Genomic DNA, 20,384 nt, shown 5'->3' with positions numbered 1-20,384 from the left:
GATGCGTACGCATTGGTGCCCGACATCCTGAGCCACATCGGCCAGTAGCCTATTCGTCTTTTGGAAGGTAGAGAACTGCCCGGAACACTATTCGGATCGATCTCATGTAGATTATCGATCACGGCTGGGATCTTGTTGGTGTTTTTCTCGCATCGGGCATAGCTGTCGAAGGTGCTCCTGCGAATGTGGTAGGCGTTGCAAGCAACCGCTCGGCAGCCCGAGCGGAACGGCGCGCGCGACCTCCGCGAATACTTGCCCTCCATTGCTAAGCCGTAGCGCATCAAAGGAGCGGCGTGTGACGCGCGCCAAAAGCGGCACGCCAGATCGGCCGGCTTCAAGGGTCAGAACCAAGGTGACCTCAGCCTCGCCGTGCGGCAGAGAGGCTTTTATGCGTGCTGGAAAAACATTGAGGATAGAGCTTGCGCGCCGAGGTTCGCGCGCAATGCTGACGTCGTCGGCAGCGATGCGCAGCCGCAGCGGCGCGCCCGGTGTAAGCGGCACTCCAGGTATCAGAAAGCGCACAGCTTTGAGGCGGAGCATGATCAGCCCATAGCGCCCATCATACCCGCCGACCGTAGTATCAAGACAGACTGCCGCTTCGCCCCGCCTGGCAAGCGCCGCATCGCTCTGAATGACATTGAGCGGACCGGCCGTAGTCACGGCGCCATCCTTCATCATGACGAGATAATCGGCAAAACGCTCGATATCAGCGATGTCATGGCCGAAGTAAATCATCGGCAATCGAAGCGTTTGCCGCATGCGCTCGAGAAAGGGCAGGATCTCGCATTTGGCGGAGCGGTCGAGCCCAATGAGTGGATCGTCCAGCAAGAGTAGTCGAGGCTGGCCCAACAGCGCACGGCCAAGGGCGAGTCGCTGTCGCTCCGCTCCGGAAAGATCTGATGGCAAACGCTCGAGCAGTGGCGCCAAGGCGAGCAATTCGACCACACCATCAAAATCGATCAGTGTCTGTTCCGATTTGGACGCGTTGTATAAAAGGGTGTGTCGTACAGACAAATGAGAAGAGAGAATCGGTAGGCGAAATACATATGCGACGTGACGAAGATGAGTCGGTCGAAACGTAGTCTCATCCTGCCAAATCTCCCCATCAATCGCACAGAATCCATTCGGCAGGCGCTGGACGCCAGCGATGCAGCGCGCGAGTGTAGTTTTGCCGCACCCAGGCGGACCAAGAATCGCTGTGACGCCTTTGGCTGGTACGCTGAATTGCGTATCTAGCAAAATGCTTCCGAGAGAACCGTTGAAGGCAACTTCGATATAGCCCTTTTTGGCTTCTCTGATGAACCTTAGCATGTGCTGTATCTTCTCAGCTAAGTCAGGAGGCCAATGGCTGCAGTGGAGCTGATCCCCATGCTTCCGACGATCCACTCGACCCCGCGGCAGCACGGGCTTTTCTGCTCGCGTGAGGGCCTAGGGTAGGGGGCGGACTGCAGATTGGTATCAAGACCGGAGTCTTGTTGAGCAGCTTCGCGCCGCTAGGATTGTGGCAATCGGGCGTTGCTCGCTGCACTTGGCATTGAGAGATAAGCGCCCTTCCAGCAGCGCAAGGTTGTCAGTCTGCTTGGCGGGCCGAGCGCATGTTCGAATAGCGCCGCTTGAGAGGCTTGGCGGTAAAGCTGTCCGATCACTGGCTCGGGGCCAGAACTCGGCATTACGGATCCCACAGCTTCGCGAGCCGATTCGAAGTTTGCGTCCGTCGCCACAATGGTGGCCTTTGCACTCTCAGGTGCGAGTAGCATCAGCGCTAGATCGATCATGATGAATCGAATTAACTTCATTGGAATCCTGGCTCCGCCGCGACCGCTTCCTTCGCGGCAGCTTGATCCTTACCCAGCAATCGGCGTGCCGTTTTAAGGAATACCTGGCCGGCTAGTGGCAAGGGAGGCTTTGCATCGGTCTCCACCCTGCGTCCTGAATCGCCGCATCGTAGGACCTTGGACGTTCGCGTCGCCAACCGCACATGCAGGAGCTATGACATGGCACCTGAGGGTGAAACCATGCCTCTCGCATTGGAGATGGTGCTTCGGCGAATGTGCGGCCGTAAAACGCGTCAGTGATACACAAGTCGCTGCCTCCGGCTGGCGCACCTTCCGATCTGCGCGAAGGAGAAGGTTGGCAGCCTCTCTTCGAAAAACGCGCTGATATGAGATGATATGCGCTGTCCGCGCGCTCAAAGTGCTTGAACCGCCCGTAACGTCAGGATGTAGGCATTGCGAAGCAAAACGCCATATTGGGAGCCAACATCGGCACACAAGAGCTAAACGGCCGATCTCTGTTTGATCCCGGTCCTCGCAATGCGTGTTGCGCCTAGCGGTACGATGATTCCGAGCGCCGGTATCATTGCGGCGCCCGGAACAACAAGCAGTGGCTACCGAGGCGCTGGAATCCGGTAAACAGATCCGCCTCGCGGGGCAAAGAAAAACAGTGAAGTATATGCGGCTTAAGAGAGGTTTGGTGAATCAAGAGCGACGAATGGGCTGGACTTGCAATGCGCATCGCTATGCAGCCGTCCTCGCTGCGATCGCGATCGCAGCGACGTGGTGCACAGGATACGCTCGCGCGCGAGATCGTCGGGCCGAGGAAGTCTTGGTGTCGTGCAAACCAGACGTGATCCGCTTCTGTGACCGCTTTACAGGCCGTAACGATGCCGATGTGGCCATGTTTTGTCTTACGGAAAACTTCAAGAACTTACGCCGCGAATGCCGACGCATGATGCCTACCGCCACTGCCGACAGAAACGACCGGTCGAGACAATCTCTCAACAGGCGTCCGGTAGGCCTTCATCGAGAGTGAGGCACGGCAGTTGCGAACTCGAACGGTAGTGAGGTGTTCAGACTAGCGGGGCCTCGGGGTTTGGCCAGCTTGGTGGCTGCAAGTTGATCGGACTGAAGCATCAGCCTGCCGCGCGCAGCTCAACTATCTGAGGACTGATCCGTGGATCGACTGGCAGCAGTTGCGCTTTAATCAGAGCTGCAGCCATTCGGCGACTTCGAGGCTTACATGACGTTGCTATGGGTTCGCTGTAACGGTCCCGAAGGACAAGTGCGTCAGGTGAGGAGGGAATGGCCAGACATGCGCAGAAAATCCGTACTCCTCACCGATATACCGTTGTGGTCGGCGACCAGGTGTTTTTGGGCAGGTGGCTAAGCGGTAGTGACAGGCAAAAGATTCGCCGGAATATTAGCGTTGGACGTTTGCTTCATTGCCGTTTCCCTTAGAGTCTCAGCTTGGAACGACCTTGGGTTGTACTGCCGGGCTCGAGTAATAGAGTGAGCTAGGAAAACCTCTTTTGTTAGCCACTGATCGACTTCCCGAGGCAACCGCTTGATGCCATTGCGGCGTTCTCGATGCGCGCTTCAGGGGAGTCGCTTCGCCCGATCGTGGTGCTCTTGACCGAATACACTTTAGAGCTCAGGGCTAATGGGAACGCCGTCGACAGAAGTCTCTCAAAGGCAGAAAGCTGTTCATGCAGACGCTTCTCAACGGCCTCCCGCTGCGCGCCAGGCAGTTCAGTGCCAAGTAATCGACGGCAACGCCAGATTTCGTTTCGCAACCATCTGATCTCACTTAATGTATCATCAATAGAAGTCATCACAGATATTCGTCCCCGGAGTATTAAGCATGGCAATCGTCTGAGCGGCCGTTGCTTGGCTCCGCATTTCTGCCGAATAGTTCAGCCGAGGACTTACGACTTTCCGCCCGTTCGTCCCCGGAGGCGGCGAGCAAGATGTGTGCAACTCTTACCAATCAATATCACCCGACACCGCACGTGTGACAACAAATCGCGGCAGAGTTTCGCGGTTTCACGGCGCCCGGATCGTGTGTCGTGCACAATTTCAGCGCTCCACAAGCTTGGTTGGCCGACGAGCAGTTAAGTAGATCCGGCCTGCTATAGGCATTCACAATCACTTATTCGATAACTAATCTATGGGCGAGGTGGACCTTACCAACAACATGGGATAGCCATGAGAACGATTGTGAGGAAGGCTAACCAGCCTGACTGCGATCCACGGCACGCGCCAGCCAATCAAAGAAGCGGACGCGGTTGCGATCGTGGTAATACAACCCGAAATGTCGATGGACGCAGTGTCGAGCCAATTGAGCATTCCACAGACGGTCATTGACATCGACATCCGCTGTGCACGCCTCAGAGGAGCGAGTGAATAGCTCGAATCCCGCGCTGCGCCAGGTTGTAGCGTTGTTGATGCGTAAAAGATAAAAGGACCGCTTGGCAGGCGTTGACGTCCCATCGCAAGTGGACATCACGATGACGACCTGTTGATTTCCAGTTTTCCCGCCTGCGGGGGCGATGGCCAGGAAAGCCATTTCGATGTCGGCACGGGGCGCCTGACCAGCCATCATCAAGTACGATGCGGGCAATAGAATGTGTCTACCCAGCCTAGCCGCGCCTTTTCCAAGGAAAACGCTGGGTGAACGCCAGCGCGCGAGCGGCACGAGCGCTGCGGTGAGAGCTTGGTATGTCCTTTCGAACCAGCCTCACGAGGGCGCTAGGCGAAAGCGATCGCGCCAGCAACGTCGTTGAGTTCTCAACAGCGGTGGTCACGCGCGATAAGCAACTGCGCAATGTGGTCGCCAAAACGCCCGCGAGATCAAAGGCGCGGTCGTGCATCAGGTGCGCGGCAAATTCGACCTAAAGCTATGAGCGCCTCCCGAAGGAAGACCGCGTCGATCGGCCTAGCCCCTCACAAAGTCAAGGCTGTGACCGCTTCTTTCGAGGACGGGCTGTCTGGATCAGCCATTGGCGAATGAGCTGCCGTCAACTGCCCCTCGCGCTGTCTGTGCGGAGGATCGTAAGGATGGAGATCCAAGCGAACAGTCGTATACCGCAATTCATGCGTTCGCGTTGCGGACGTCATTGAAGTCAGCGGTCAACCACCACTCATAGGCCGGACGAATAGATGGTGATCAGAGCGAACTTTCAAGTGGCCCTTGTGCAACGTAGGCTATCGACATCCGTTCCCCGCCGACGATCGGACCTTCGCTGCGTCACACTCGAATCCAGATCGCGAAACAGGCTGTAATTCCGTCGGATCCATTGATGCAGCTCGGTGGACCAATCCTTCTCGTTGCGCAGATATCCAGTGAAGGAAAAGCTAAGCCGGTCTATATATCGTTTGAGGAACAGCGGAAGTGCGGGAATCCGAATCACCCGCTCGTGATCCATCGCTTCCGGTAATTCGCCGCGCAGCACGAATTCATTGTGGACGGTGACCAGCGACGCCGGCGGAATTCGCCGCCGCAGCATTTCATAACCGCGAAAGGAGATGCGGTCTGCGCCCGCGACGAAGAGGATGATAGGGGCGACATAGCAGCGCGCCGTCTCCTTCATGAAGCCTATCTCCTCGCACATCTTGAAGAATTCGTCGAAGGCGTGAAAGCCGAGGTCAATTACCTTGGGTACCCGATCGTGGATGATCAGAGGGTCCATCAGCTGCATCTTGCCGTAAGTGTCGATCACATCCGCGGTCTCCGTGATGTTGGGGAGGTAGTCGAGCAATGACGGCTCTTTCAAGTTCACATCGAACGATAGCGTTGCGCCGTTTTTCAGCAGCAAGAACTCGCTCATAGCCCGAGCGATGAGGGTTTTACCGACCTGCGGGCTAGGAGAGCAGATGATGTAGATGGGGGTCGCTAACATAGCCAGCAGATCAATTTCGTTCCGTACGTAGGCCCGACCGGAGCTCGCCGGATATGACGCTACTTTTCGCCGGCCCGGGTAGCGGACTTGGCCCCCGCCAATTCCGTCAAGTTGATGCGATCGAATTCGCTCCAGACATTTGCCAGCCAGTGCCGGACATAGCCGCGCAGCACGAAGGAGTTGTGCGCGGGTTCATCGTTCCGTCCCTTGTTTGCCACGAAGTCTATGAATGGGACGGATGCGACTTCCACCTGCTCATAGGCCATCTCGTTGAGCTTCGGTATGGTCAGCTCAGTCGCATGTTTGATGCGGTGAAAATAGGAATTATAAGTCGCTTGATCCCACTGGAAGAATTGAGTGTCGTTGATGAAGTTCTTGACGAGGTAGTACTTTGCGCCGCTCATGAAAGTCGCGGTTTCCGCGATCTCGTCTAGCGAAGCGATGGATGATCCCAGGATGTGGAACACGGCAAATGTGATCTGGCCAGACCGTGCCGAGTCCAGAAAGCCGATGTCGCGCAAGGAAGCTAACGCAGAAGACAGTAGTCCTGCTCGAGCATCGATGACAGTGACGGATAGCCCTGAGTTCAAGGTATCGAAGATCTTCATCTGGTCCGCCGTCGTGGTCATGTCGACGATCTCGGTGATCTCTGGATAAAAGCGCTTCAGCGTTCCGCGGGGCGACTCTGTGTCGAATGCGCGTGTTTGCACGTTGTTGACGCTGAAGTAGTCCAGTAGCGTTCGTGATACGGTCGTCTTGCCGACTCCTCCCTTGTCCGCGCCGACCACAATTACAACTGGCTTCACCATAGAAACATCTCCTGAGACACTCGCTATTGCCGCGCGCAAAGTGCGCAATCGGCGCGTCTCTGCTTTGGGCGCGATCATGGCAGAAAGAAGGGGCAATGAACCTTCGATGCTGGAGCTCTGCAACTGATAAACGTTTTCAACATTAAGCGAGTGACGTGGTCCGATGATGCAGGCCTGAGAATGGAAGTAATCACTTGTATTGGTGATCTACGTGAGGTTTGTGGGCAGCTGGAATGCGCGGGCCAAGAATCAACTGTCCGCCTGTGGTGATCGTTGTGATGCCATAGGTTATCTATGGATGCCGTCGCTGCCGCTATCTACTTTTCATGAAGCGACGGAAACTAACGTAGCGTCAGATTGCGAAGCTCGATGAAAGCGCAAGTCAAGGCGATGCGACGCGGTGCGGCTATGGCTTGGCAGACCACAAAGCCCTGCTGGATTAGATGGTCGTCTCTTCGGCCGAGAGCGTAGCGGCTGGTTAATTCCTGAAAGATGACCCTGAACGACCGAGCTCTCACTCTCACTCTGGTGATGAATGTCGGGATATGCGAAGGCTGAAGCGCGTTGGTGACGCAATAGCAACCATGCATCGCTCTGCGGCGAGATTATCGGGCAACGGAGAACAAGATCGAAGCCGGAGCGGGGCGCCGGCGGACGGCGCAGCATCGGTGGGGAAGCGATATCGGACGTCCGAAAGAAGCGCGCGTCTGGTGGCCGGCACGGCGATCTTTGTCTTGGACACAGAGTTCGCCGAGCGACGTCCTATGGATCGAGAAGGACTTAGTGGAATGAACGATAGCCATGGCGGGTGCGTACTCTCGTTGGCCGTTTACTTGAAGCGGCAGACAGTGTACGCACCGGTTTTAAAGCGCCCACTTTGGCTAACCTGAAGATTCAACCCGGATTGTCGCCTTGTTTAAACTCGTTTGCGCAAAAAGCAGCTTCGAGCGGCCGCATGGTAGCTGCCTAACGACGGAATAGCTCGACGAGCTAAAGGCGGGTGCTAGATGCACTCTGCGCGCAAGAGCGATGCGCTTGCTAAGCGGCCGGCGCTGCTAGAAAGTTTAATTGCGCGGCGTTGTCGGCCCGGCGTCTAGCTGATCGGCGCCTGGCGGGGGTGTGGTCCCCGATGGCATGGTGGTGCGCTGCGCGGCGTCCTTCGAGGAGCGGCCGACGATAACGGTGAGCAGACCCTCGCCCCACAGCCGCTGCGCTGCTCTCTTGGCGTCTTCCAGCGTCACCGCATCGACCACGGCATTCTGCTTTTCGAAATAGTCGATGGGCAGCTTGTCAAGCTGATTCTGCAGTAGCGTTCGCGCAAGCTTTGATGATGTGTTGAGAGCCACCTGTTGCGAGCCCTTCAGGTAGGACTTTGCGTCATCGAGTTCTCGCTGAGTAGGTCCTTTCTCGGCGATATGGCGGACCTGCTTCTCGATTTCTTCGACCGTTTCGCCGGCACGATTGGCGCAGGTCCCGCTGCTGCCGAGAAACATGGCTGAATGGTCCAACCAGACAAGGTGCTCACGGACGAAATAGGCCAGTCCGCGCTTCTCGCGGACTTCGCGGAACAGGCGGGACGTAAGGCCGGCGTCGCCGAGGATGTGGTTGACGATATAGGCGGCCATGAAATCCGGCTCGCTCCGACGGACGGCTGGACCCCCAAAAGTCACAACTGTCTGCGGCACATCGCACCGAATGAAGACCCGTTGCGGCGGCTTTGCTGCGACGACTTCGGCAACCGGCATCGCTTCTGCGTTGCTCGGCAGGCTGCCAAAGGTCTTGTCGAGCAGCTTGCAGACGACCGCTGGATCGACGTCGCCGACAACAGCGATTTTGAGCGTGTCTTTTGCGATCACGCGTCGGACATAACCCTTGAGATCCGCGACCTCGATCTTCGGCACGCTTTCCAGCGAGCCTTCGGCTGGGCGAGCATAAGGATGATCCCCAAACGCGACTTCGAGGAACTTGCGATGAGCCAGAGACGAAGGATCGGTCGAGGCGTGCCGAAGGCGCGCAAGTACACTAGCACGGGTCCGTTCGACGTCGGCCGAGTCGAAACGCGGCGAGGTTAGCGCCGTTCGTAAAAGCTCGAAGGCCTCGTCCGCATTGTCGTGGAGCGTGCGCAAGGCACCGCGGAAGTGATCAGGGGTCACATGAAAACCCAACTCAATGGCACGACGGTCTAGCCGCTGATGAAAGGTCTTGAAGTCAAAGTCGCCGGAACCTTCCTTGAGCAGGCCAGACACCATGTGACCGACGCCAGGTTTTTGAGCGGGGTCCTGAGTCGCGCCGCCGGTGAAGGCATATTCCATCGTGATCAATGGGACGGTAGAATCCTGCACGAACCAGGCTTCTATACCGCAAGACGAAACTAGGCGCTTGATCCTGGGTCGGCCAAGTGACCCCGCGGCGGCAACCGAATTTGGCGAAGCGAGCATAGCGAGGGAGAGCGACGCTCCGCCGAGAAGGATCGGATAAATCACTAGGGCTTCTCCCAGTGTTGTGGAGTAGACTCTTTGATGAGATAGCCGGTCACCGCTCGTTTCTTGTCGAGCCATTTCCGCACGGCCTCGTGCACCTGCTGTGCACCGACAGCGCGGATGTCGTCCGGCCAGCGTTCAATATCCTCGATGCACAGCCCCGTCGTCAGGCCGCGGCCATACCGGTGCGCGAGCATTTCCCGACTGTCCTGGGCGTAGGTGACTTGCGCAATCAGCCGCGCCTTCGCCCGCTGCAGATCTTCGGTGCTCACGGGATTACGGGCAATGTCGGCGATTACCTCGTCGATGGAGTGCTCGATCAGGCTGAGGTGGACGCCAGGTTTTGGTATGGCGGAAATCTCGAATCGCGAGGGGTCGAGTGCGGCAGATTGGTAGCTCGCTCTGGCAGTGACCGCGAGCTGCTTTTCGACGACAAGCGAGAGATGGAGATATGAGTTGACACCGCCGCCCATCAACTGCTCGAGCACCTCAAGCGCCGGACCCTCCCCCGCGGCCGCGGTGCGAGCCGGCGGTACGAGATAATAGCGGTGCAGGGCTGGCTGCTCGACGCGGGAATCGGCCAACGTCACTCTGCGCTGCGCGGCCGGCGTCGGCTCCTGCGGCCGCAGGCGTTGCAGGGGAATCGAGGGTTGCGCGGGGATGCCGCCAAAAGTCTCCTTCACCAGCGAGGGCATTTCCTTGGTGGTTACGTCGCCAGCGACAATCAGGATCGCGTTGTTGGGTGCATAGAAGCGCTTGTAGAAGGTAAGCGCGTCCTCGCGGGTAAGCTTTTCGATTTCCTGGCGCCATCCAATAATGGGGTGGCCGTAGGGGTGGTTGAGGTAAAGCGCCGCCATCATCTGCTCAGCAAGCCGGGCACCTGGTTGGTTGGCGACGCGCATATTGAATTCCTCCAGCACGACGTCGCGCTCGGACAGCACATCCTCGTCGTTGAGAATGAGACCAGTCATGCGGTCGGCTTCAAATTCCATCATCTTGCCGAGGTGCTCGCGAGGCACGTGCTGGAAGTAGCTGGTGAAGTCGAATCCGGTAAAGGCGTTCTGATAGCCGCCGGCGCGCAGCACGGCCTTGCGGAACTCATCCGCCGGATGTTTGGATGTGCCCTTGAACATCAGGTGTTCGAGGAAATGCGCGAGCCCCGATTTGCCAGGCGGTTCGTCCGCGGAACCGACGTTATACCAAATCATCTGAGTCACGACGGGTGTGCGATGATCCGGGATCACGACGACCTGCAGGCCGTTCTGGAGCGTGAAGCTTGCTGGTCGATCTGATTTGACCGTGCCGGCAGAGACGCTAGCCTCGTCAGGAAGGTATAAGCCGGTGCCATTCTCAGTTATGCGCTCGACCGCCGGGGCGGTGCGCGTCGTCGACTCCGAGGCTTCAGCGGCGGTGCCTGCCGCCTTGCCGGTGACCGAAAGCCGGTTCTTCATGGCATCGCCTTTCGTTCCACAGTGGTCATTATGGTAGAAAATCCGACATGGCGGGGAGCCGCGCCTCGTCTTGGCAAACAGTGGAGCAAAAACCGGACCAATCGACGGACTCGCGTACGCAACGGCACAGAACAACGTTGCGCACAACGCGTCAGGAGAACTTCGCGTCCAATGGAGACTTCAGGTCAATCGAGCGCGATATGACGTCGGCACAACACCCGGCAGGCTCGCCATCACACATCTCGCTCTAGAAGATGAGTAGCTTGACAATATTTATCATGGCCGCGAGCTGGGAGTCGGCGAGCAGCTCCTTGGAGTACACTGCGCCGAAGTAGTCCAGGACGAAGGTGCCAGAATAGCGTAGATTATCGGTCGAGCGGATTAGGTTATCCAGTGCGAGCCTGACCTCACCAAAGTCGATCTGGCCAATCGCTCTTCATGTGGTGCGTGTACGCTCTACATAAAGTCATAGTCATCATCATACGGATCGTTCGCGGGCTTTGCCACACTTTCGGTACACTTGGCATTGCTGCTATTGTCTTCAGTCGCGGCAAGATACAAAGGCGGTTTACCCGCTCGCTGCCATTTGCCTTCTTTGTTCTTCCATTTGTCCTCGTGCTTGGTGGGATCGAGCACCATCATCGAGTCACTTACCTCAAGAAAGCCCAACGCTGCTGCGCGGGCTTTCGCTTCCGGATTGGAAGAGTGGGAGAGAACGAGCGGTTCGTTACCGTCGATCTGGAGCTGATGTTCAAGCAAGATATCGCCCGCGTTATCGACGAGCGGATGGGTAACCCGGAAAGCTGTCGTTGAGGTGATTTGATCTCGCCCAGGAAATTGTTTGCGCCAATCATTGTTGCCCTTGAACAGCTCGCTCATGCGACCTCCGGGTTCCGTTCTGAGAAGCCCGACGCTCTTATTCCCGAGCTGATAGCTGAAAAATCGCGCTTTCTCCGAAATAGACTTGATGCCGAAGCGAAACGCAGTGTCCGCTGTGCGTTGAGCCTTTTGGGACACCCAGCGAGAGTATCGCTGCGGATTAGCAGCAATATCCTCTATGTCTGCTCCATAAAAGTCCACCAGCTTCCTCTCGAATGAAGATCTTGAGATTTCAACGACCGGCGGCTCTTCAACCATCGCGTATGGCGGAACTGCCGGCGAACTTGCATCAGGAGAGGAGATCGATGGCGCCAAATTCAGAGTAGAGAATACATCCGAGAACCTTTGGCGATCCGTGTAGGAGGAAGAGTCATCGGTCGCGCTCGTTCTCATTTCATCGGGCTCGGAAGCACGTTCGCTACTAGATAGATTGACGGTGTGCTGAAACATAACACTTTCCATTTGTATCGACGGGGGCTCCGGTTGAGGTTCCGCGTTCATAGTAAGCCGAGCTGTCGGCAAGCTGAGCATCACTTCGCTATTCCGCCCCGCTCTTTATCGCCACGCTATCTTGAACGAGCCAATGCGTTCCGGCCGCCCGCCTGCGGTGCTGGGCTGGCATCGCCGGCCTCCGTCTTGCGTTCAAGGGCGAGGGACAGTCCGAAATTGTTGCGCAGCATCGGGTTTGCGGGTTCCGCTGCGAGAGCTTGGCGGTATAGTTCTTGGGCCTCCTGATGGCGGCCCTCGTGATCGAGAACAACCCCTTTGGCATTCAATGCGCGCAGGTCGCCAGGGGCTGCCAATAATACGCCGTCGAGCACCTCGAGCGCATCATCCGGACGGTTGGCTGCCAGCAGGGCTCGCGCAAGAGGAATCGCCGCATCGATGTTGTTCGGCTGTTGCTTCAATGCATCGCGCAGAGCCCCTTCATCAGGATCTCGGCCCAGCGCGTGCGAAATGCGCTCGCGCACCGCAGGGTCGATCTCTTCGCTGTGTGCGAGGTCAGATGTGGACGTCTGCTGCGGTGAAAGGCCATGTTTATCCCCGGCAGCGCAGCCAGCGAGCAGCACACTAGCCAGCATCGCAAGCAGAGCCGGCCGCGGCCCTGGACTGGCGCAGCACAAATACCGGCGGCGCGTGATTCTATTTGATCTCATAGGTTACTCACGAGGAAGCGCTGCCCATTCTTAGTTTGCAGCTGTGAGAAGCGAGGAAGGCGCCTTTGGAAGCTTGACGGATCCAATCGGTTGGACCGTGAAGTCGGCGGCGAGATCTTGATACGATAGAACAGGCAGGTCGATCCCGTTGCGCGTGAGAAAACCGCGTACGAAACGCCGGATATCCATCGACCCAAGGACGACAGGCTGGCTCTTACTTTGCGCGATGGTCGCATGGATCTGACGAAATTGTGCAAGCAGCTTTTCGCTCTGCCATTCATCCAAGACGAGGTATGGGCCGACGGCAGTTTCCCGTACTGCGCCGCGGATGATTTCCTCGCTCTCGCGCTCGATGATAAAGGCGACCACGACGCGATGGGCGTTCGCATACCGAAAGCAGATTTGCCGCTTTAAGGTAGCACGAACGTATTCGGTGAGCAGGACGGCGTTTTGCTCGCGCTCGCTCCATTCTGCCAATGCCTCCAGGAGCAAGCGGGTATTGCGGATTGGAATGCCTTCATCGAGCAATCGGCGCAGGACCTCGGCGATCCGAGGGACGGTGGCCGTACGCAGCACCTCCTTCACCAGGTCAGGATATTCCTGCTCCATCCGGGCGAGCAATTGGCGGGTTTCCTGGATACCCACCAGGCGCTGTGCATAGCGTGTCAATGTGGAATGGAGACGTAAGGCAAGAACTTCGCTCAGCCGATGATATCCGATTCCGGCGGCCTTGAGGGCCGCTGCATGCCGTTCCTCGATCCAGACCCGATTCGTTTCCGGGTCTTGCTGAAAGGGGATGCCGCTCAACTCGATGTTGGCCACATCGTCGTTGAGCACCAGGTGCCCGGGATTGATCACATCGCGCTCAACTGGCACACTATCGACATCCACTCTGAATTGCGACGAGGACAAGCTCTCGCCGATCTGGGCCGGGATGCGCGGAATGGTGATGCCAAGGTCCGCCGAGACGAGCCTTGAAACACGCGAAATGCTCTCTTCCAGCTCGTCTTTGTCGATCGAATCCGTCAGGTTCGGTGCAAGGAACAACGCGATCGGAAGTGCTTCCGTATGTACGGGCTGCTTCTGGGCCGCTGCGGGAGCCGGCGCCGAAGCAGCGACGCTAGCTCCTATTTTAGCGGCAGGCTTGTCGCCTTTGGTGCCGACCTTGACGAAGCTTGCCGCAGCGAACAGGACGGCCAGCACGAAAAACGGGGGCAAAGGAAAGCCGGGAACGAGCCCCATGAATACCAAGACGCAGGCGGCTAGCCTAAGCGCCTGCGTACTTGCGGTAAGTTGGTGAACGATATCGGCGCCGAGTTTGAGCTTGGAGGGCCCGTTGACGCGCGTGACAATGGTCGCAGCGGTAATTGACAGCAGCAACGCCGGAATCTGCGAAATGAGCGCATCACCGATCGTCAAAAGCGTATATTGATGCAGCGCCTCATCGAGCGACATACCTTTTGAGAGCAGACCGATGCTGATTCCGCCCAGCATATTGATGCAGATCACGATTAGCCCGGCGATCGCGTCTCCCTTAACGAACTTCATGGCACCATCCATCGCGCCATGAAGTTGACTCTCTTGCTCCAAGGCGGCACGTCGGCGACGTGCTTCGTGCTGATCGATGTGGCTGTTGCGCAGTTCCGCATCGATCGCCATCTGTTTGCCTGGTAGCGCGTCAAGGGTGAAGCGCGCAGACACCTCTGCGACGCGTTCGGCACCCTTGGCAAGAACCATGAATTGCACCATGGTCACGATCAAGAATATGACGATTCCGACCGCGATATTCCCTGAAATGACGAAGTCGCCGAATGTGTGAATGATGCTGCCCGCGTCGCCCTCGGCAAGGATCAGCCGCGTTGTTGCTATCGTTAGCGCCAGTCGGAATACGGTGGAGATCAGGATGACGCCCGGTAAGGACGAAAAATCAAGCGGTGTGGTGAGATAGAGGGCAACCATCAGCAGCAATATGGCAAACCCAAGATTGAAGCCGATCAGCATGTCGATCACGATGATTGGGATTGGCATGATCATCATGCCGATCGCCAGAAGCAGCATCAAGGCAACCATGAAATCCGGGTGGGCCGGAGCGCGCACGATGAAGTCACGCAAGACGTTGGCCATGGTAGATCCCTATTGCTTTTTGATGAGGGCCCTGCCCGCGCGCAGTGACACATAGCGCTGGAAGACCTCGCGAGCCTCGGGCATGCGGCCAGCGTGACGCAGGGCGTGGCTGCGCAACAGGGTCATCGGTATGCGGGAAGAGGGTTGCGTATCGAGTGCGTCCAGCCGGTCCAACACGTGGAGTGCTTCGTCGCCAAGGCCCTCGGAGATTAGCGTGTAAGCTAGGATGCGGAGTAAACCGACGTCGTTGGAATGCTCGCGAGCTGCAATTCGCAACAGAGCCAGACTCTGTGCGCTCTGCCCGCACGCGAGATGTACATACGAGAGCGCACAAAGCAGGTCGCGCTCCGGCCCGGAGATCGACAGAATATCGCCGGATTTGGAGACTTCTGGCTCCAGGGGAGCGGGCACATGCTGCAATCCATCAGGATCGACCATGGCTAGCCCTTGATTAAGCTGTTTTGATTTTGCCGGAGCATTAATAGCCGCTGTAGTTCCTGCTGCAGGATTGCCAAACATTCTCGCGCCGTTTTGTCATTCGGCGTCGCCTCCAACGTTCGCGTCAAGCGCTCCAGAAGAACACCATGCTTGTCGGCGCGCAGTACGTCCGGATGACGGAGGCGTGGAACGACGAAGGAGAGTAGTCCGCGGGACAGATTGGGACCATAGAGCGAAGCCAATACCGCGCGCGGATCTAGCTCATTTGCTCCTGCTTCGCTTTCGAATAGAGTGACGCGCTGGATGGCGCCGACGGAGTTGACCTCGAGCGCCGCTTCGCTCGCACCATCAATTGGCAGATCATGCGAAACCGCATCCCGCCACGACGCGCGCTTCGTGCCGCTATCCGCATGGACGCCTCCGACTTCGAGTTTATCACCTCGCGAGGGAGGCGAGCCGATGACCGGTGCGTGCTGGCCCGCATCTAATCCCTGCGATGAGGTGCCGGGCCCTACAGAGTGCTGGGGCAGCCTAGCCATCGCCTTCTCCTTCTTTCTTGCAGGGTAGAGACCTTAGTATGGCAAAGCGGCAGATCGGCCGTTGCGACTGAGCAGAACACGTCCATCCTCAATTCGATCAACGGTCCATCCATTACTTAAGAGCGCGCCGACGAAATACTTCTGTCCGGCAATAAGCAGATAAGGTTCGCTTCCGCGCCAGACGGCTTGGACAGCAATCGAAGACGGCATCTTCTCCTCTTTCACCGTGACAGCATTCACAAGGGTCGTGGTACCGTTGGTTTGACGATCGAACCATTGCTGGATTTCTTTCCATTTTGCGACGAGGTTCGGCGCAATTGTGCCTTCCGCGGTCACAACGCCGGGGCCGCGCCCGATCTTAACGTCAAGAAGGCCCGCTCGTTCGATTTCTTGCCGCAGCGATAGGGCCATTTCATCAGCAGCTCTCGGATCGAAATGATCGACGGTTGGCTTAGTGGCAATCTCGACGGCGCGCGACGACTGGGTACTTGGCACCACCGCTCTATCGCCGGGGGAGAGGATAATTGAGACGGTGCCGATCACGACAGAGCTGAGCAGAACCAGGCTGAGTGCGATGATCGAGCTGCGAGAGCGCTTGCTCGAAGCAAGTGGCTGGACATCCTCTGTCGACCAGCGGATGGACATCGCGCCAGCATGAATGACCGCGGGTAGGGGCACTCTGACGCTCTCACCTGAAGTGATGCTCGCGAGGCCGTCTATGCTGATATTGGCGGCGAGCGCCTCGACCTCGATCGAATCGCGCTGCGCGATGATCCGAAGGTGATGCGGTTCAAGCCCTTGTTCAACGAAGATCATGTCGGCATCGAGGCCGCTGCCAACAATGCTTTCGCCGCCCGCTGCCTTTCCCTTGAGCCCGGTATAGAGCCCCGAAAGCACCTCGAACTCGAGCGAAACAGAGTCGTTCACGATAACCTCCTGAATAACGAGAGAAGCCGTACGGCAGTGCCGTACGGCTCATCCAGATTTCGTCATTCACAGCGCGGCGACGGTAGCAACGCGGTGAGCCACCCGTCTTGCAGAACTACTGAACGCGCTCGTCGGCGACCTTCTTCTCGGACGAGAGTTCGGTCGTGATTCGACGCATTGCCACGGCCTGGGCCTGAACTTTCTGGCTAACACGCTCGAATTCAGCCATCTGGTTCTGGAAGCCCGTATCGCCCGTCGGCTGGGCACCAGCAGCGCCGCCATTTCCGCCAACATTGTCAACTGCCATGTCTACTTACCTTTCTGTTAGGATAACCTTGGTTCTGACTTGTTACGAGTTGTGGGCCGGCGAGATGATCGCAGGAATCGAAAGGAACATGGGCGTACCGCCGAGCGTGCTGAGCCCAAGGTTCAGCTCCGGGCTCTTGCTGAGAGTATCTGACTTGGGTTGTACCTCGCTCTTGTCGCCGGCGTCTTTGTCGTCTGCGGCCTTATAGTAGTTACCCTCGTCGGGCACCAAGGTGTGGACCACCTTGTCAAAGACCTTGTCCACGGTCCCGCCCAGTGCCGAACCAATGGCCGCTCCGGCAGGGCCGCCAAGGTATCCGCCGGCAGCGCTTCCGATCATTTCTCCGATCATCGCATTCTCCTATCCTCGTCTTGTTGCGCTCAATAGACGACTGCTCGCCTAGATTTCAGCGGCCTCATGCTAGGGGCGCTAGCTTTCGAAAAGCTGACGAGTCTCATGTTGAGGCGAGTGGGTTGATCTTTTGCGGCAGCCTTGCATCTGCTCGCAATCACCGGCTCGCCCGGGCGTTCCCAGCCCCGCCTATAATCGGCTTGGGTCAAGGCCGGGTTGGATGGTGCTTAGCTGCGCGTTCAGGAATGAGTTTACCTTGCGGACCCTGCACAGGCGCGTGGCCTGCCGGATAGAGCGCGGAAGCGGGATAAGGTCATAGAGTTGTGCGGGTCTCAGTCCGCGCTTGACTCGCTTGGCTAACATGGGCGGCTTGCGAAAAGTCAGGTTCCGCGAAGATCCTAATGCCGGAGAGCCTGGTGCGCGCGCGTGCTCAACCGATGGATCGCTCCTCGCAGATGATGTGCACGACCGGCGGGAGCGCTGATTGCTCGGTGAGGATGGATGACTCGTTGATAACCGCAGACGTGGCGTATCGCGAAGACATAGGGGCACATCTGGTACCAGACGATTCTTGCGGACAGGAGCGTTGAAGCTTGCGATACAGCTTAGCGAAGGATGCGTCTCGCACATGCGATCGATGTCAAAGTGCGTGCGGCTTCGCTCGCTCATCGTCGTCAGCTTTTCGACAGGTATTCGGGCTACAGTCTTTGTGAGTTAAATGCGCGTGATGTGATCGTGCGGTTACCGTGGTGCGGCGAGAGGAAGATCTCATTAGGGCTGGTGGTTCTGGCAAGAGAAGCAGTCGTTCGTTCGGATGAGCTAATGGTGCGTTCTCATGCAAATCGAAGCTGCGTACCTTGGTTGACTATGCGTAGCGCTCGCAGTTTTACAGATTTCGTCTATGCAACAGGAGTAAACTAAATGCCGTATCTTCCCGTGGCCGGTCTTCCGGTGGTGGGCGCGCCCGACTCGATGAATGGAGTGGTGCCAGAAGGCGCGGTTGTCACTCCCGCCTTCAACGCCTTGTTGGGACAGTATGCTCCGGCGAGCTACCAGTACCTACCGGTAGCCTCACCAGCCCTCGTCAGTTCGGTCGCCGTTCCCGTCGTCGTGACGCCAGCCGTCGTTACGACCCAAGCGTACATGATGGCGCCTCCTCCTCCCACCATGCTGATGAGCCAGCTGAATCAAAATTCTGAGCCTGCTGTGGATCCGGTGTGGACGCATGAGGTCAAGGATGGCAAGGCCACGATCAACCTTGGGGACAAGTACACGATTACGGCCGATGAAAAGGATGGCACCTGGACAGTTCGCAACAACCAGACTGGTCATGTCACGGTAATTCATGGTGATCCCCACGTTGATGCCGACGGAGACGGCAAAGATGACTTCGATTTCAAAAAGGATATGACGTTTCAGCTCGACGACGGCACGAAAATTACTGTCAATAACGTCGACTACGGTAATGGTGAGGCCATCTCTTCAAAGCTTACCATTACGAACGGCCATAACGCGATGGTTGTCGAGGGGCTCGGCGACGACAAGGATGGCAAAAACAATCTAAGGGTGACGCAGTCCAATGCTGGTATGACGCTTGACGAGCTGACGTCCGATGGTGCCCAAACGATCCATGAGAGTGGCCAAGGCTGGGTCGATGGGGCCGGACGCGCGGTGAATCAGGCGAGCATCGATGCAGGCGAACAAGGGCGCGGGCCTGGTAACTACCAGTATGCAACCGCAGCGCCTGCCTCTACCGCCCCCGTCTTCTTCGTTCCTCCGCCGCCGCCGCCTCTTGCGATGGTGCCTGTTGCGGTCGCCCAGGCACCGACGCAGTCGTCTCAGCCGGCGCCAGTCTGGTCGCATGAGGTCAGGGGCAGCAGGGCCGAGATCAAGCTTGGTGATAAGTATTCGATGCTGGTGGACGAACGTGACGGAACGGTGCTCATTCGCAACAATCAAACGGGCAAGATCACAGCGATCCACGGCGACCCCCACGTCGATGCCGACGGTGACGGCAAGATCGATTTTGACTTCAAAAAGAACATGACCTTCCAGCTCGACGACGGCACGAAAATTACCATCGACACCGTTGATATCGGCAACGGCAAAACGATGGCCTCGAAGCTGACCATTACCAACGGCGACAATGCCATGGTCGTCGAAGGGCTTGGAGACCGCTTCGACGGTAAGAACAACCTTAAGGTGACGCAGTCAAATGCGGGCCGTACGCTTGATCAGCTGACTTCGGATGGAGCCCAGACGATTTATGAACAACCAGGCTCGGGCTGGGTCGATCGGTCTGGACGCCAGGTTAACCAGGCGATCATCGACAGCAATGAGAATCCAGGCACACCGTCGGACGCTTGAGTTGGCCGCAAGCCTGGCGAAGCGTTCTCAGCTTGTCGGGTAAGTCACTGAAGCGGGCGTTAGCGCCCGCTTTTCGTGTTCGGCGAGGCAGATGAAGATAGTAGGTGCGGCGGCGTATCGATCTGGATCGCCGCTCTCATCTCGCGATCGGGGCTGTCTAAGCTTGGGCGTCAATCGTACCGACAGACCAGCCATGACCTCACTGATCAGGTACCCGCAACATTTTTCGATGCTGGTCTCAGCGGTCCAGGAGCTGTGCTGGTATGCGCGCAGCGAGCGCCAAAGCTGCCGACTTTATGATCTCAGAGGGTCTCTCTGACGCCCAATGTCGCGGGCGGCTGCAGAACCGATCCAGGACAGCCAGCTGACGGAATTGATCATCAATGGGGAAGCGGTTGGTTCCGCTTGAAACCTGCTGACTGAAAAGCACTCGATGAATCCGCATCGAAGAGTGTGGCCTATGCCCGCCTAAGCTAGACGCTGCGGCGTCTTCCGAGAGTTCCCAGTGCGATCGGATTGCGACCAGCCGCACCGCCAACCTGGAGGATCACCTAAGACGCGTCTAGCGGCTGGTTTGCCAAGTCGGCTGCTTCGCCCGGTCGTTCTCGATTCGGCTTGCCTTCCGAAGAGTCTTCCCTGTGCGCGTCTGATAATCCGGGCCTTCACCCATCATCTAGCTCGCTCATAGCGTCATCCATATCTGACTGGGAATCGCTTATGACCTGGGTGGCGACGGCAACCAGAGCCTTTTCGAAGGCTCGCTGCAACAATGCTGCGGGCGAGTTGTCGCCGCCGTTCGCGGCGTTGTCGGTGTTTGTGCCAGCTTCTGGCGCCGTTGCTGCGATATCGGCTGTGCCTGTGTCCATGTCATAAAACCC

17 protein-coding genes are annotated in these 20,384 nt (G+C 57.6%); 1 reads left to right on the top strand and 16 read right to left on the bottom strand.

From position 1 onward, the window contains the following. Positions 1-111 precede the first annotated feature (111 nt). From modC to I6F16_RS12285, 15 genes are all read right to left on the bottom strand, one after another. On the bottom strand, positions 112-1,311 hold the full coding sequence (gene modC, locus I6F16_RS12355; protein ID WP_225124645.1) for a molybdenum ABC transporter ATP-binding protein: 1,200 nt from the start codon (positions 1,309-1,311) through the stop codon (positions 112-114). A 1,999-nt stretch (positions 1,312-3,310) separates the two neighbouring features. Next, complete coding sequence (locus I6F16_RS12350) at positions 3,311-3,610, bottom strand: hypothetical protein (protein ID WP_225173773.1); 300 nt, start codon at positions 3,608-3,610, stop codon at positions 3,311-3,313. Between the two features lie 395 nt (positions 3,611-4,005). Next, positions 4,006-4,344 carry a hypothetical protein gene (locus tag I6F16_RS12345; RefSeq protein WP_225173772.1) on the bottom strand — a complete coding sequence of 113 codons (339 nt, stop codon included), beginning with the start codon at positions 4,342-4,344 and terminating at the stop codon, positions 4,006-4,008. 613 nt (positions 4,345-4,957) lie between these two features. Continuing rightward, a complete protein-coding gene (locus I6F16_RS12340) occupies positions 4,958-5,677 on the bottom strand; it encodes a hypothetical protein (RefSeq protein WP_036014859.1) in 720 nt (239 codons plus the stop codon). 59 nt (positions 5,678-5,736) lie between these two features. Further along, positions 5,737-6,486 (bottom strand): hypothetical protein, encoded by a 750-nt coding sequence (locus tag I6F16_RS12335; RefSeq protein ID WP_036014946.1) that lies wholly within the window; start codon positions 6,484-6,486, stop codon positions 5,737-5,739. A 1,064-nt stretch (positions 6,487-7,550) separates the two neighbouring features. Further along, complete coding sequence (locus I6F16_RS12330) at positions 7,551-8,924, bottom strand: pitrilysin family protein (RefSeq protein ID WP_225173857.1); 1,374 nt, start codon at positions 8,922-8,924, stop codon at positions 7,551-7,553. Between the two features lie 44 nt (positions 8,925-8,968). Further along, complete coding sequence (locus I6F16_RS12325) at positions 8,969-10,417, bottom strand: pitrilysin family protein (RefSeq protein ID WP_225173771.1); 1,449 nt, start codon at positions 10,415-10,417, stop codon at positions 8,969-8,971. Positions 10,418-10,873: 456 nt separating this feature from the next. Further along, the gene (locus I6F16_RS12320; RefSeq protein ID WP_225173770.1) at positions 10,874-11,746 is read right to left on the bottom strand and encodes an Effector protein NopP; all 873 of its coding nucleotides are present in this window, start codon (positions 11,744-11,746) and stop codon (positions 10,874-10,876) included. 116 nt (positions 11,747-11,862) lie between these two features. After that, a complete protein-coding gene (locus I6F16_RS12315) occupies positions 11,863-12,366 on the bottom strand; it encodes a tetratricopeptide repeat protein (RefSeq protein ID WP_225173769.1) in 504 nt (167 codons plus the stop codon). Between the two features lie 117 nt (positions 12,367-12,483). Beyond that, entirely contained in the window at positions 12,484-14,577 is a 2,094-nt protein-coding gene (gene sctV / locus I6F16_RS12310; protein WP_036014853.1) for a type III secretion system export apparatus subunit SctV, read from the bottom strand. 9 nt (positions 14,578-14,586) lie between these two features. Beyond that, the gene (locus I6F16_RS12305; RefSeq protein WP_225136083.1) at positions 14,587-15,015 is read right to left on the bottom strand and encodes a hypothetical protein; all 429 of its coding nucleotides are present in this window, start codon (positions 15,013-15,015) and stop codon (positions 14,587-14,589) included. Positions 15,016-15,017: 2 nt separating this feature from the next. Then, complete coding sequence (locus I6F16_RS12300) at positions 15,018-15,554, bottom strand: hypothetical protein (RefSeq protein WP_036014850.1); 537 nt, start codon at positions 15,552-15,554, stop codon at positions 15,018-15,020. 33 nt (positions 15,555-15,587) lie between these two features. Continuing rightward, positions 15,588-16,481, bottom strand: a complete 894-nt coding sequence (locus I6F16_RS12295; RefSeq protein ID WP_036014848.1) for a hypothetical protein — start codon at positions 16,479-16,481, stop codon at positions 15,588-15,590. 115 nt (positions 16,482-16,596) lie between these two features. Further along, positions 16,597-16,788, bottom strand: a complete 192-nt coding sequence (locus tag I6F16_RS12290; RefSeq protein ID WP_036014847.1) for a hypothetical protein — start codon at positions 16,786-16,788, stop codon at positions 16,597-16,599. Positions 16,789-16,830: 42 nt separating this feature from the next. Beyond that, complete coding sequence (locus I6F16_RS12285) at positions 16,831-17,139, bottom strand: hypothetical protein (RefSeq protein ID WP_225124635.1); 309 nt, start codon at positions 17,137-17,139, stop codon at positions 16,831-16,833. Between the two features lie 921 nt (positions 17,140-18,060). Here I6F16_RS12285 and I6F16_RS12280 point away from each other — a divergent pair. Beyond that, positions 18,061-19,506 (top strand): DUF1521 domain-containing protein, encoded by a 1,446-nt coding sequence (locus I6F16_RS12280; protein WP_225124634.1) that lies wholly within the window; start codon positions 18,061-18,063, stop codon positions 19,504-19,506. Between the two features lie 662 nt (positions 19,507-20,168). Here the strand turns inward: I6F16_RS12280 and I6F16_RS12275 are convergent. After that, positions 20,169-20,372 carry a hypothetical protein gene (locus I6F16_RS12275; RefSeq protein ID WP_036014843.1) on the bottom strand — a complete coding sequence of 68 codons (204 nt, stop codon included), beginning with the start codon at positions 20,370-20,372 and terminating at the stop codon, positions 20,169-20,171. Positions 20,373-20,384: the final 12 nt, after the last annotated feature.

Source organism: Bradyrhizobium sp. IC4060, from assembly GCF_020193715.1.
Lineage (GTDB): Bacteria > Pseudomonadota > Alphaproteobacteria > Rhizobiales > Xanthobacteraceae > Bradyrhizobium > Bradyrhizobium yuanmingense.
Note: the sequence above shows the minus strand (reverse complement) of the source record. Positions and strands in the feature narration are given on the sequence as shown.

Bases quoted from the DNA above. Each gene is read 5' to 3' on its own strand.
- I6F16_RS12335 (WP_036014946.1), bottom strand. From the start codon at position 6,486: ATGGTGAAGCCAGTTGTAATTGTGGTCGGCGCGGACAAGGGAGGAGTC.
- I6F16_RS12345 (WP_225173772.1), bottom strand. From the start codon at position 4,344: ATGGCTTTCCTGGCCATCGCCCCCGCAGGCGGGAAAACTGGAAATCAA.
- I6F16_RS12285 (WP_225124635.1), bottom strand. From the start codon at position 17,139: ATGATCGGAGAAATGATCGGAAGCGCTGCCGGCGGATACCTTGGCGGC.
- I6F16_RS12290 (WP_036014847.1), bottom strand. From the start codon at position 16,788: ATGGCAGTTGACAATGTTGGCGGAAATGGCGGCGCTGCTGGTGCCCAG.
- I6F16_RS12275 (WP_036014843.1), bottom strand. From the start codon at position 20,372: ATGGACACAGGCACAGCCGATATCGCAGCAACGGCGCCAGAAGCTGGC.
- I6F16_RS12280 (WP_225124634.1), top strand. From the start codon at position 18,061: ATGCCGTATCTTCCCGTGGCCGGTCTTCCGGTGGTGGGCGCGCCCGAC.
- sctV (WP_036014853.1), bottom strand. From the start codon at position 14,577: ATGGCCAACGTCTTGCGTGACTTCATCGTGCGCGCTCCGGCCCACCCG.
- I6F16_RS12340 (WP_036014859.1), bottom strand. From the start codon at position 5,677: ATGTTAGCGACCCCCATCTACATCATCTGCTCTCCTAGCCCGCAGGTC.
- I6F16_RS12350 (WP_225173773.1), bottom strand. From the start codon at position 3,610: ATGACTTCTATTGATGATACATTAAGTGAGATCAGATGGTTGCGAAAC.
- I6F16_RS12305 (WP_225136083.1), bottom strand. From the start codon at position 15,015: ATGGTCGATCCTGATGGATTGCAGCATGTGCCCGCTCCCCTGGAGCCA.
- I6F16_RS12320 (WP_225173770.1), bottom strand. From the start codon at position 11,746: ATGTTTCAGCACACCGTCAATCTATCTAGTAGCGAACGTGCTTCCGAG.
- modC (WP_225124645.1), bottom strand. From the start codon at position 1,311: ATGCTAAGGTTCATCAGAGAAGCCAAAAAGGGCTATATCGAAGTTGCC.
- I6F16_RS12300 (WP_036014850.1), bottom strand. From the start codon at position 15,554: ATGGCTAGGCTGCCCCAGCACTCTGTAGGGCCCGGCACCTCATCGCAG.
- I6F16_RS12325 (WP_225173771.1), bottom strand. From the start codon at position 10,417: ATGAAGAACCGGCTTTCGGTCACCGGCAAGGCGGCAGGCACCGCCGCT.
- I6F16_RS12330 (WP_225173857.1), bottom strand. From the start codon at position 8,924: ATGCTCGCTTCGCCAAATTCGGTTGCCGCCGCGGGGTCACTTGGCCGA.